An 11,820-nucleotide genomic window follows, 5' to 3' on the forward strand; every position below is an offset into this window, starting at 1 on the left:
TCTGTCTCTCCCCTGGTCTTGGCAGCCTGACACGGCGCAGTCAGCGTTGACGGAGCCTACTCGGCACCGGCAAACCAACGGCGTAACGTGACGGATTCTCGGCTCAAGTCCGGCCGACCGGCTCGGCTCCGGCAGCGAACCGGGCCGGGCCGACGCCGAGATACCGGCGGAAGTGCCGGGTCAGGTGTGCCTGGTCGTAGAAGCCGGCGGAGACCGCCACCTCGGCCGGTGGCATCCCGGCCAGCAGCAGCCGACGGGCCAGGTCGATCCGGCGACCGGTCAGATAGCGGTGCGGCGGCAGACCGTACCGTCGGGTGAAGGACCGGACCAGGTGCGTCGGATGCGCCGCCAGCGTCGCGGCGGCCTCGACCAGGGTGATCCCGGTGGTCAGTCGGGCGTCCAGCAGCCCGCGGAGCCGGCCAGCGAGCTGTCCGGTCGCCACGGTCGCCGACCCCGACGGTGCCGGCGGTCCGCCGCCCGGCCGGGTCCGCAGGTGGCCGGACAACCGCTCGCGGACGAACGCCAGCCGGCTCTCCGCCTCGAAGGCGTCCCCCGGGTGTACGAGCGCACGGTGCAGCCGGTGGATCCGGTCCCGCAGCTGCGGGTCGGACAGGCTCGGCGTCTCCACCGCCGCGCCGATCAACTCCTCGCCCAGCACGGACGTGTCGAGATAGAGAACCCGCTTGCGGAAGCCGTGCCGGGTCGCCGACCGGCCGTCGTGCGCGACGTGCGGCGGCAACAGGGTGACCTCCGCCCCGACCGTGCCGTGCTCGGTCCGGTCCAGGTCGTACCGGATGGCGCCGTCGTCGACGATCAGCAGGGTCCAGGCGTCGTGGGTGTGCGCCGGGTAGGCGTGGTCGACGAAGTCCGCGTGGAACACCTCGGCGACGCCGGCCACCGCCGGACGCCAGGCCGCGACCCGGGTACGCACGTCAGGAACGTACAAGACCGGGACGGGGCCGCTCGGCAGGCTCGGTCGGATGAACGATCCGAACATCCCACCGGCCGCTGGGGAGCCGACTCCGCCACCGGTCCGGTTCGACAGCAAGATCGCCGTACTGCTCCGGGACGACCTGGCCGGCTGGCAGCGGCTCAACGTGACCGCGTTCCTGGTCAGCGGAATCGCCGGGGCCGAACCGGAGCTGCTCGGCGAGGACTACCTGGACGCCGACGACACCCGCTACCTGCCGATGTTCCGCCAGCCGGTGCTGGTCTTCGCCGGCGACCGGGACATCCTGGCCGCCGCGCACCGCCGCGCGCTGGACCGGGGCATTCCGCTCAGCGTCTTCACCGCAGACCTGTTCCACACCGGCAACGACCGGGACAACCGGGCCGCCGTACGGGCCGTGCCACGCGCCAAACTGGACCTGGTGGGGTTGGCCCTGCACGGCCCCCGCAACGCCGTGGACAAGGTCCTCAAGGGTGCGGCACTGCACCGCTGACCGGTGTCGGGAAGGCCCCTTCCTGCCCGCCGCCCGGACGACGGGAAGGGGCCCGTCCTTACAGCTCCAGTTGGGTGAGCAGGTCACCGGCAGCGGCGTACGGGTCGGTGGTCCCGTCGGCGACCCGGGCGGCGAGGTCGGCGAGCGCCGTACCGGAGCGAAGCGAGCCGAGCCGGGCGCGCAGGGTGCCGAGCGCGATCGCCTCGACCTCGGCGGCGGCCCGCGCCTCCCGGCGGCGCCGCAGTTCGCCGTGTTCGACCAGCCAGCCCCGGTGCTTCTCGATCGCGGCGACGAGGTCGTCGATCCCCTCGCCCCGGGCGGCGACCGCGCGAACCACCCTGGGACGCCACTCGCCGGGTCCGCGCTCGCCAAGGGCGATCATGCCCTGGATGTCCCGGACGGTGTTGTCGGCGCCGTCCCGGTCGGCCTTGTTCACCACAAAAACGTCGGCGATCTCCAGGATGCCGGCCTTGACCGCCTGGATCGCGTCGCCCATCCCGGGGGCGAGCAGGACCAGCGTGGTGTCGGCGAGCGAGGCGACCTCCACCTCCGCCTGGCCGACCCCGACGGTCTCCACCAGGACGACGTCACAGCCGGCACCCTCCAGCACCCGGACCGCGGCCGGGGTGGCGGCGGCCAGCCCGCCGAGGTGGCCCCGGCTGGACATGGAACGGATGTAGACGCCGGGGTCGGTCGCGTGGTCCTGCATCCGGACCCGGTCGCCGAGGATCGCCCCGCCGGTGAACGGGCTGGACGGGTCGACGGCGAGCACCCCGACCCGGTGGTCCCGGGCCCGCAGCGCCCGGACCAGCTCGTTGGTGGTGGTCGACTTGCCGACCCCGGGCGACCCGGTCAGCCCGATGACCTGGGCCCGGCCGGTGTGCGGGGCCAGCGCCGCCGCGATCTCCGGCAGCAGGTCGTCGCCGGACTCGACCAGGGTGATCAGCCGGGCCACCGCCCGGGGGTCACCGTCGCGGGCCCGCTCGACCAGCAGCGGTACGTCGCGGCTGCGTCGCACCGACACCGGGCCGGCCGGGCCGGGGGCCCCGGGGGCGGACCCGGCCGGAGCCGGCCCGGCTGCCGCTGGTCGTCCGGTGGAGCCTGGTGCGGTCACTCCTGGCCGCCGCCCTGGCGGGGAACCGTGATGATCAGCGCGTCGCCCTGTCCGCCGCCGCCGCACAGCGCCGCCGCCCCGGTGCCGCCGCCCCGGCGGCGCAGTTCCATGGCGAGGGTGAGGACCAGCCGGGCACCGGACATCCCGATCGGGTGCCCGAGCGCGATCGCGCCGCCGTTGACGTTCACGATCTCGGGGCTGACCCCGAGGTCGCGGGTGGCCTGGATGCCGACCTGCGCGAACGCCTCGTTGATCTCGATCAGATCCAGGTCGGCGACGCCGAGTCCGGCCTTGCCCAGCGCGTGGCTGATCGCGTTGGAGGGCTGCGAGTGCAGCGAGTTGTCCGGGCCGGCGACGTTGCCGTGCGCCCCGATCTCGGCGAGCCAGCTCAGCCCGAGTTCCTCGGCCTTGGCCCGGCTCATCACCACGACCGCGCAGGCGCCGTCGGAGATCGGCGACGAGCTGCCGGCGGTGATGGTGCCGTCCGGGGTGAAGGCGGGACGCAGCCGGCCCAGCGACTCGGCCGTGGTGTCCGGGCGTACGCCCTCGTCCTCGCTGATCACCAGCGGGTCGCCCTTGCGCTGCGGCACGGTCACCGGGGTGATCTCCTCGGCGAAGGCGCCGTTCTTCTGCGCAGCGGCGGCCTTCTGGTGGCTGGCGGCGGCGAAGGCGTCCTGCTCGGCCCGGGTGATCCCGTGCCGGCCGTTGTGCCGTTCGGTGGACTCGCCCATCGCGCAGCAGTCCCAGGCGTCGGTGAGGCCGTCCAGCGCCATGTGGTCCCTCACCACCACGTCGCCGTACTTGTAGCCGGCCCGCTGGCCGAGCAGCAGGTGCGGGGCGTTGGTCATCGACTCCATGCCGCCGGCGACCACGATGTCGAACTCGCCGGCCCGGATGAGCTGGTCGGCCAGCGCAATCGCGTCGAGGCCGGAGAGGCAGACCTTGTTGATGGTCAACGCCGGTACGGACATCGGGATGCCCGCCTCGACCGCGGCCTGCCGGGCCGGGATCTGGCCGGCGCCGGCCTGCAGCACCTGACCCATGATCACGTACTGCACCTGGTCGGCGGGGACGCCGGCCCGCTCCAGGGCGGCCCGGATGGCAACGCCGCCGAGCTTCGTCGCCGGGAAGTCCTTCAGGTTGCCGAGCAGTCGCCCCATCGGGGTACGGGCGCCACCGACGATCACGGAAGCCGGCCGGGCCGGTGTCAGGGGAGCTGAAACCATGGGTACTGTCGCCTCCGAGGGGACCTGACGGTACGGCTTAACGATAGTTAGGTCAGACTAGCGTCATGGGTGATGACGTCCCGGCCGAGCCCGCTGCCGACTATGTCACAGGGATCGGACTGCTCCGCATCGATCACGTCGGGGTGGCCGTCGCCGACCTCGACGCCGCGATCGAGTTCCACCAGCGGGTCTTCGGCATGCGCTGCGTGCACACCGAGACCAACACCGAGCAGGGCGTACGGGAGGCGATGCTGAGCGTCGGCCCGGACCCGACCGGTGGCTGCGTACAGCTGCTGGCGCCGCTGACCCCGGACTCGCCGATCGCGAAGTTCCTGGACCGTAACGGGCCCGGTGTGCAGCAGGTGGCGTACACCGTGGCGGACGTCGACGCGGCCTGCGCGGCGCTGCGGGAGCGCGGCGTACGGGTGCTCTACGAGACCCCACGACGCGGCACCGCCGGCTCCCGGATCAACTTCGTGCATCCCCGGGACGCCGGCGGCGTACTTGTGGAACTGGTCGAGCCGGCCACGTCCTGACGGCGGCGCACGCCCGTGCCCTGCCGGCGCGGCCGGTCGGCGTGGCGGTCAGCCCGGCACGGCGTCGTGCGCCTCGATCAGCCCGGCCGGCAGCGGGGCCAGGTCGGTGGCCCGGCGGAAGTCGCCGAGGGTGGTGCCGGTGCACTCCGAGTCGACGTTGTGGGCGCCCGCCCCGGACTCGACGTCGGTCAGGTTGACCGCCCGGAAGTCGATCGAGAACCGGGTCCGGCCGGAGGTGTTCGGCACGGTGGTGTGCAACTGCGCACCCGAGAAGATCAGTACGCCGCCGGGCGGGGTGATCACCCGCAGGTCCGGCTCGCGTTCCAGGTCCTGTTCCAGCCGGGGCTGTTCCCGGGTCTCGGCGTGCACCTGCTGGGCGGCCGCGGTACGACCGTGCGTGACCCACTCGGCGTAGTTGTAGTTCCGGGAGCTGTTCCGCACCCCGGTGCCGAAGTACCTCGGGTGGAAGGCCATCACGTTCGACTCGACCACGTCGTACACCGGCATCCAGAAGTTGAGCTGCGACATCGGCGCGGAGAACCAGGTGTCCCGGTGCGACTCGAACTGCAGGGTCAGCCCCGCGTTGAGGTACTCGCTGGTCATCGTGCGCAGCCGGGGCACGTCGAAGTACGTCTGCTCCGGGTCGGCGCCGAGGTCGGAGAGCACCCCCCGGACGAGTTCGGCACTGCGTGGGTGGTTGATGAAGGTCGGCTTGAGGTCGGCCAGCACCCGTACGTAGTCCGGGCCGGCCAGGTGGTGCTGGGCGTCGGGCGGGAAGTGGGGGGTGAACGCCGTCTCGACCATCTCCCGGGCGAAGGCGACCAGCGCCATCGAGTGTGGCGTCGGCGAGTAGACGAACAGGTCCCCGGCGAAGAGCCGGGCCCGACGCTCCGCGTCGGACATCGGCGAGTCGAAGTGCAGCACCGTCACTGCGGCCTCCTGCGGTAGCTCACGGTAGGTCTGCGCGTCGGTCACGCTAAGCCGCCCCGGGCCGGGGCGGGGAGGGCCGTCAGGTCACCAACCGTGTCGAGAATCCGACTGCCCGTGGACCGGATCTCCGGCCGAACCGCGTATCCGGGGCCGGTTGGCGCGCTTAGAGTCGGACGATGCCACCCCCGCCTCCGGCCGTCCCCGGCTCGACCGCCGACCCCACCGGTCCCGGGCCGTCCGCCGGTCGCCGGCCGTTCCGGTTCACCGCCTCGATGCCCGGACTCGACCGGCCGGTCGCACGGTGGCGGGACGAGATCCGCCGGATCGAGGACCTCGGCTTCGACTCGGTCTCGGTCTCGGACCACTTCACCGGTGGCTGGGCGATGGACCCGCTGGTGGCGATGACGGTCGCCGCCGAGGCCACCACCCGGCTGCGGGTGCTGGGGCTGGTCTTCTGCAACGACTTCCGGCATCCGGTGCTGCTGCACAAATCCCTGGCCAACCTCGACGTCTTCTCCGGCGGTCGGGTCGAGATCGGGCTCGGCGCCGGCTGGCTGCGTACCGACCACGACGCCGCCGGTCTGCCGTTCGACCCGCCGGGCGTACGGGTGGCCCGGCTGGCCGAGGCGATCGAGGTGCTGGCCGGCCTCTTCGGCGACAAGCCGGTGAGCTTCACCGGCCGGCACTACCAGATCGGTGAGCTGGACGGGCTGCCGAAGCCGGTGCAGCGGCCGCACCCGCCGCTGCTGGTCGGCGGCGGTAGCCGGCGCATCCTCGAACTGGCCGGCCGGTACGCCGACATCGTCGGGATCAACCCACGACTCGCCCCGGACGTCGACCCACTCGCCGCGGTGGCCGAGATGGCTCCGGACCGCTTCGCCCGGAAGGTGGCCTGGGCCCGCTCCGCCGCCTCGGCCGCCGGCCGCGATCCGGAGCGGCTGGAGTTCCAGCTGCGGATGTTCGACGTACGGGTGACGCACCGGGGAGTGACACACCGGTCCACCTCCAGTCACGCCCGGCTGGCCGACGCCACCACCCTGGCCGCCTCACCGGCGGTGCTGCACGGCGACGTCGACGAGTGCGTGGACCGGCTGGTCGCGCTCCGCGAGCGGTACGGAATCAACTACCTGCATCTCGGCGGCAACCTGGACGCCGCCGCCCCGATCGTGGCCCGGCTCGCCGGCCGCTGAGCCACTGCCCCGGCGGTCCCGGCCACCGACGCAGCCAACGAAGATCATGAAAAAGGTACGGCTGCCCGGCGGGTCGAGTTGACCATGTGAACTGGGCGCGATACAACGTCCCGGCTCTTGCGAAGGCCCCCGGTGTGTCTGCAAGTATGTCCCAATGCCCCAGCAGCAATCCTCCCCTCTCGCGTTCTTCGACAACGCGAACTCGCAGCCAGACTTCACAGTCGCCCTGCGCGGTTACGACCGTGAGCAGGTCAACAGTCACCTCGGCCGGCTGACCGCGGCGCTGCACCAGGCGCAGCAGGACCGGGCCGACGCCGAACAGCGGATGAACGACGCGCAGCGTCGGCTCCGCCAGGCCGAGCAGCGGCTCGCCGCACTCGAGCAGAAGCTGACCGACACGAACAAGCAGCTCGAGGAGAACAACCGGCCGACCCTCTCCGGCCTGGGCACCCGCGTCGAGCAGATCCTGCGGCTCGCCGAGGAGCAGGCGAACGACCACCGTGGCGAGGCCAAGCGCGAGTCGGAGGGCATCCTCTCGGCCGCCCGGCTGGAGGCCCGGGAGATCACCGACAAGGCGCGCGCCGAGGCCGCCGCGATGAAGGCGTCCGCGGAGCGCGAGGCGGGCAGCGTCCGTACCGCCGCCGAGCGGGAGGCCGCCGAGGTCCGGGTGCAGGCCCGCCGGGAGGCCGACACGCTGCGCGCCGACGCCGAGCGGGAGACCAAGCAGCTGCGTACGGTGACCGCGCACGAGGTCGCCGAACTGCGGTCCACGGTCGAGCGTGAGGTGGCGACGCTGCGGGCGACCGCCGAGCGGGAGATCACCCAGCAGCGCGCGAAGGCGGCCCGGGAGGCCGAGGAGAAGCGCGCCGAGGCGACCAAGCTGCTCGCCGACGCCCGGGACAAGCGGGACAAGGACCTGCAGGCCCTGGAGCTGCAGCTGGCGGAGCGCCGGGAGAAGGCGGAGCGCGAGGAGTCCGAGCGGCACGCCGCCCAGGTCGCCCAGACCCAGAAGCTGGTCGCCGAGGCCGAGCAGCGGGCCCGGGCCGCCCAGGACCGGGCGAAGGAGATCGAGCAGCGCGCCGAGGCCCGCCGGGTCGAGTCGGAGCGCACCGCCAACGACACCGTCGACAAGGCCAAGGCGCTGGCCGACAAGACCGTGAACGAGGCTCGGGCCGAGGCCCACCGCCTGCTCACCGAGGCGCGTACCGAGGCGGAACTGACCACGCAGGCGGCCCGCCGCGAGGTCGAGGACCTCACCCGGCAGAAGGACGCGGTCACCGCGCAGCTCGGCCAGATGCTCTCCGGCCTGGCCGGCATCGTGCCCGGCGTCGGTTCGGCGGCTCCCGCCGCCACCCCCGCGAAGGCCGAGCCGGAGGCGAAGGCCGCCGACAAGAGCGACTCCGACGAGCGGCAGACCGCCGACGTCGCCAGCTGAGCCGACCGATCGCACGGTCGGACTGCGGGGCAGCAGCACGGCCGGGGCCGTACCGGATCTTCCGGTACGGCCCCGAGCGCTGTCCGTCCACCGGATCGTCCCCTAGCATGCCGTGACGCCCGGCCCGATCAACGCCGCCGGGTATGGCCGCAGAACCGGGCGACCCGTGTGAGGATGGGAGCATGTCGTACGGCGAGGACTTGTTCGCCCTGGACGGGGACGTGGCTACGGAGCCGAGCTTCGAGTCGGCCCTGCGGGGCTACGATAAACGGCAGGTGGACCGGTACGTCGCCGAGGCCGAGAAGGACATTGCCCGGTTGGCGGCGCAGCGTGAGCAGGCGTACGCGCAGATCCACAACCTGGCCGGTCAGGTCGAGGTGCTGCAACGCGACCTGATGGCGTTGCGCCGGCAGGTCGGTGTGGTGGACCGTGCCTCGTTCCGGCACCTGGGGCCGGTGGTGGAGCACATCCTGACCCTTGCCGAGGAGCAGGCCGAGGTCATCCACCATCAGGCGACGCAGGACATCGAGGCGCGGCGGGCCGAGGCCGAGCAGGTGCTCGAGGACGCCCGCCAACAGGCCGCCGAGGCGCTGCGCGACTTCGAACTCGCGCTGGCCGCCCGGCGGGCCGAGGAGGAGAAGGTCAACAACGCCCGGCGGGCCGAGGCGGAGGCGGCCGTGGCCGCCGCTGCCGAGGAGGCCACCCGGTTGCGGGAGGCCGCGCAGGCGGCGTTCGTCAAGGCCCAGGAGGAGAGTTCCGAGCTGCGTAACCGGGCCGCCGAGGAGGCGAACCGGCTGCGGGAGGCGAGCCACGCCGCGCACACCAAGGCGCTGCAGGAGGCGAAGCAGCTGCGGGACACCGCCGAGCAGGAGGCGACCCGGCTGACCGAGCAGACCGCCCGGGAGACGTCTGAGCTGACCGACCGGACCAACCGGGAGGCCGAACAGGTCGTCGAACGGGCCCGGCAGGAGTCGGCCCGGCTGCGGCACGCGGCGCAGCACGAGGCGAACCGGCTGCGCGACGCCGCCCAGCAGGAGGCCACCCGGCTGCGGGAGGCCGGCCAGGCCGCCCACGCGATGGCCCAGCAGGAGACCCAGCGGCTGCTCGACGCGGCGCGGCAGGAGGCGGACCGGACCATCGAGCTGGCCCGGGCGGAGGCGTCCCAGCTGCGCGAGGCCGGCCAGGGGGCGTACGCGAAGGCGAAGCACGAGGCGACCCAGCTCCGTGAGTCCGGTCAGGCGGCACACAGCACGGCGACGGCGGAGGCGAAGCGGATCACCGAGGAGACCGAGGAGTTCGTCCGCCGTTCCCGGGCCGAGGTCGAGGAGTACGCCCAGCGGGTCCGGGCGGAGACGCAGTCGGAGCTGGCCGCCTGGCGGTCCGGGGTCGAGCAGGAGATCAACCGGCGGACCGCCGCCGCCGACCAGGAGATCACCGCCCAGCGGGAGGCGGCCGAGCAGGAGATCACCGCCGGCCGGGCCGCGCTCGACGACGAACTGGCCGCGTACCGGGCCGGCGCGGACCGCGAGTTCAACCAGCTCAAGGCCGAGCTGGAGCAGTCGATCGAGCAGCAGCGTACGGAGCTGGAGCAGTCGATCGAGCAGCGACGGACGGAGCTGGAGCAGACGTACCAGACCCGGATGGCCGAGCTGGACCAGGCGTACAAGGAGCGGCGCGCCCAGATCGAGGGCGGCGCCGACGAGCTGCGCCGGGAGGCCGAGGAGTACGCGACCCGGATCCGCGCCGAGGCGGAGGAGCAGGCCGCCGAGAAGCGTCGGGAGGCCGAGGAGCGGCTGACCGAGTTGCAGCGGCAGGCGGAGGAGCAGGCCGCCGCGTCCCGACGGCAGTTCGAGGAGTACCTGGCCACCGCGCAGCAGCACCTGGCCACCACCCAGCGGCACCTGGCCAGCACCCAGCAGGAGGCGGCGGCCGGGCGCCAGCAGCTCGCCGAGGTGATGCAGGAGTTGGCCGAGGCGCAGCAGGCGCTCGCCGACATCCGGCAGGAGACGGTCGCCTCCCGGCAGGAGTCGGACCGGATCCAGCGGCAGCTGGCGGCGGCCCGGGAACAGCTCGGCAACGAGCAGGACCGGTTGACCGGTACGGAGCAGTCGGCCCAGCGGGCCGAGGAGCAGCTGGAACGGGCCGAGCAGCAGTTGGCGCAGGCCGAGCCGGTGATGCAGCAGCTTGTCGAGGCGGCTGTCGAGCAGGTCTCCGCCGATCTGCGTGCCGACGGTGACCGGCCGGCCCGGGTGACCGACCCGGTGACGAACGGGGCGGACCAGCCGCACGAGGGTGAGCCGACGGTGGCGGCCGTGCCGGGCAGCGGTGGGCGCGAGCCGGTGCCGACCATGATCACGAGCACCGGTGACTCCGGCAAGCGGAGCGGCAAGCCCACCGTCGACGACCAGGGCAGCAAGACCAAAGAGGAGTCGGGCAGCAAGACCACGAAGGTCACCGCCGACTCGGAGTGACATCGGCGAGAGAGTGGTGCGGCACCGGCGAGCGGAGCTGGGGACCGCCCGCTAACCTGACGGGCCTGGCGTGACGTCGGGAGGTGCGGGTGGGAAGCGAGCAGCCAGCGGTGCAGGACGAGGGGCCCGCCGGCCTGCCCGACGAGGGTCGGCTGGCGGTCGGCACGGCGGACACCACGCCGACGGTCGGTACCGCGCGGGACGAGGATTCCGCCGCGCCGACCGCCGAGAGGCCCGCCGCGCCGACCGCCGAGGGCCGACCGGGGCACGGTGACCGGTTCGGGCGACTCGGTCGGCCGCTGCACCTCAACCCGTTCCTGATCGGCCTCACCGGCGGGCTGGGGCTGCTGCTGTCGTACGTGATCTACCAGGCGCTGCGCAACGCGGGCTCGATGCTGGTGCTCATCTTCATCGCGCTCTTCCTGGCGATCGGGCTGACCCCGGCGGTGGCCCGGCTGCGCCGGTGGGGACTGCCGCACGGGCTGGCGGTGACGGTGGTGACGCTGGGCCTGCTGCTGCTCCTCGCCGGTGGCGTCTACGCGCTCATTCCGCCGCTGGTCAGCCAGTCCGGTCAGTTCATCAAGGAGCTGCCGGACTACGTGGAGCAGTTGCGCCGCAGCGAGACCGTCAACGACCTCGTCGTCCAGTACGACCTGGTGGAGCGGGTGAATTCGGCGGTCAGCCAGGAGAACGTGACCCGGGCCCTGGGCGGGGTGTTCGGCGGTGCCCGGTTCGTCTTCGGCGCGGTCTTCAACGTGCTGACCGTGCTGGTCCTGACCATCTATTTCATGGCCACCTTCGACCGGCTCCGCAAACTCGGCTACGGCCTGGTGCCGGCCACCCGGCGGGAGCGGGTCCAGCTGATCGGGGACGCCATCCTCGCCAAGGTCGGCGCGTACATGGTGGGGGCGCTGGCGATCGCGCTGCTGGCCGGGGTGAGCACCTTCGTCTTCGCGGTGAGCGTCGGACTGGCGTACCCGTTCGCGCTCGCCGTGGTGGTGGCGATCTGTGACCTCATTCCGCAGATCGGCGCGACCATCGGCGCGGTGCTGATCAGTCTGGTGGGCTTCGCCGCCGACGTGCCGACCGGTATCGCCTGTGTGGTCTTCTTCCTGATCTACCAGCAGCTGGAGAACTACCTGATCTATCCACGGGTGATGCGTCGCTCGGTCGAGGTCAACGACGCGGCGGCGATCGTCGCGGCGCTGCTCGGGGTGGCGTTGTTCGGGGTGGTCGGCGCCCTGGTCGCCATCCCGGCGGTCGCGGCGGTGCAGTTGGTGCTGCGCGAGGTGGTGCTGCCCCGGCAGCAGCTCCGCTGACCGTACGGGGCGACCGTGCCGGAATGGCGGTGCCCCGCTACCCACATCTGTCCACAATCCGTCTGAATCGAGAATTGTAACCGCTTCAACACGGGTTGTAATATTCATGTCGGGGTCAACAGATCGCACCACCCCTGGCCACACCCCTTCCGACCTG

Annotated in this window: 10 protein-coding genes; 6 read left to right on the forward strand and 4 right to left on the reverse strand. The window is 72.6% G+C overall.

Features of this window, described 5'->3' with window-relative positions:
- Positions 1-103: 103 nt before the first annotated feature.
- On the reverse strand, positions 104-931 hold the full coding sequence (locus tag ABGB05_RS00160) for an AraC family transcriptional regulator (protein ID WP_347651000.1): 828 nt from the start codon (positions 929-931) through the stop codon (positions 104-106).
- Between the two features lie 49 nt (positions 932-980).
- Here ABGB05_RS00160 and ABGB05_RS00165 point away from each other — a divergent pair, with 49 nt between their 5' ends.
- Positions 981-1,442 (forward strand): DUF2000 domain-containing protein, encoded by a 462-nt coding sequence (locus ABGB05_RS00165; protein ID WP_347651001.1) that lies wholly within the window; start codon positions 981-983, stop codon positions 1,440-1,442.
- Positions 1,443-1,500: 58 nt separating this feature from the next.
- On the opposite strand, the gene meaB is transcribed toward ABGB05_RS00165, so the two are convergent.
- Both meaB and ABGB05_RS00175 read right to left on the reverse strand, forming a co-directional pair.
- Positions 1,501-2,460 (reverse strand): methylmalonyl Co-A mutase-associated GTPase MeaB, encoded by a 960-nt coding sequence (gene meaB, locus ABGB05_RS00170; protein WP_347651002.1) that lies wholly within the window; start codon positions 2,458-2,460, stop codon positions 1,501-1,503.
- Positions 2,461-2,552: 92 nt separating this feature from the next.
- A complete protein-coding gene (locus ABGB05_RS00175; RefSeq protein WP_347651003.1) occupies positions 2,553-3,782 on the reverse strand; it encodes an acetyl-CoA C-acetyltransferase in 1,230 nt (409 codons plus the stop codon).
- Between the two features lie 65 nt (positions 3,783-3,847).
- Here ABGB05_RS00175 and mce point away from each other — a divergent pair, with 65 nt between their 5' ends.
- Positions 3,848-4,318, forward strand: a complete 471-nt coding sequence (mce, locus tag ABGB05_RS00180) for a methylmalonyl-CoA epimerase (protein ID WP_347651004.1) — start codon at positions 3,848-3,850, stop codon at positions 4,316-4,318.
- A 48-nt stretch (positions 4,319-4,366) separates the two neighbouring features.
- Here mce and ABGB05_RS00185 read toward each other — a convergent pair whose 3' ends face one another.
- The gene (locus tag ABGB05_RS00185; RefSeq protein ID WP_347651005.1) at positions 4,367-5,293 is read right to left on the reverse strand and encodes a hypothetical protein; all 927 of its coding nucleotides are present in this window, start codon (positions 5,291-5,293) and stop codon (positions 4,367-4,369) included.
- A gap of 131 nt (positions 5,294-5,424) precedes the next feature.
- On the opposite strand from ABGB05_RS00185, the gene ABGB05_RS00190 reads away from it, so the two are divergent.
- From ABGB05_RS00190 to ABGB05_RS00205, 4 genes are all read left to right on the forward strand, one after another.
- The gene (locus tag ABGB05_RS00190; protein ID WP_347651006.1) at positions 5,425-6,438 is read left to right on the forward strand and encodes a TIGR03621 family F420-dependent LLM class oxidoreductase; all 1,014 of its coding nucleotides are present in this window, start codon (positions 5,425-5,427) and stop codon (positions 6,436-6,438) included.
- A gap of 154 nt (positions 6,439-6,592) precedes the next feature.
- Entirely contained in the window at positions 6,593-7,873 is a 1,281-nt protein-coding gene (locus ABGB05_RS00195; protein ID WP_347651007.1) for a cell division protein DivIVA, read from the forward strand.
- A 182-nt stretch (positions 7,874-8,055) separates the two neighbouring features.
- Positions 8,056-10,344: a hypothetical protein gene (locus tag ABGB05_RS00200; protein ID WP_347651008.1), complete on the forward strand. Its 2,289-nt coding sequence runs from the start codon at positions 8,056-8,058 to the stop codon at positions 10,342-10,344.
- Positions 10,345-10,433: 89 nt separating this feature from the next.
- On the forward strand, positions 10,434-11,663 hold the full coding sequence (locus ABGB05_RS00205; protein ID WP_347651009.1) for an AI-2E family transporter: 1,230 nt from the start codon (positions 10,434-10,436) through the stop codon (positions 11,661-11,663).
- Positions 11,664-11,820: the final 157 nt, after the last annotated feature.

The organism is Plantactinospora sp. B5E13, from assembly GCF_039871775.1.
Lineage (GTDB): Bacteria > Actinomycetota > Actinomycetes > Mycobacteriales > Micromonosporaceae > Plantactinospora.

Excerpts from the sequence above, each read along its gene's own strand:
- ABGB05_RS00165 (WP_347651001.1), top strand. The coding sequence starts at position 981 with ATGAACGATCCGAACATCCCACCGGCCGCTGGGGAGCCGACTCCGCCA.
- mce (WP_347651004.1), top strand. The coding sequence starts at position 3,848 with ATGGGTGATGACGTCCCGGCCGAGCCCGCTGCCGACTATGTCACAGGG.
- ABGB05_RS00190 (WP_347651006.1), top strand. The coding sequence starts at position 5,425 with ATGCCACCCCCGCCTCCGGCCGTCCCCGGCTCGACCGCCGACCCCACC.
- ABGB05_RS00195 (WP_347651007.1), top strand. The coding sequence starts at position 6,593 with ATGCCCCAGCAGCAATCCTCCCCTCTCGCGTTCTTCGACAACGCGAAC.
- ABGB05_RS00175 (WP_347651003.1), bottom strand. The coding sequence starts at position 3,782 with ATGGTTTCAGCTCCCCTGACACCGGCCCGGCCGGCTTCCGTGATCGTC.
- ABGB05_RS00200 (WP_347651008.1), top strand. The coding sequence starts at position 8,056 with ATGTCGTACGGCGAGGACTTGTTCGCCCTGGACGGGGACGTGGCTACG.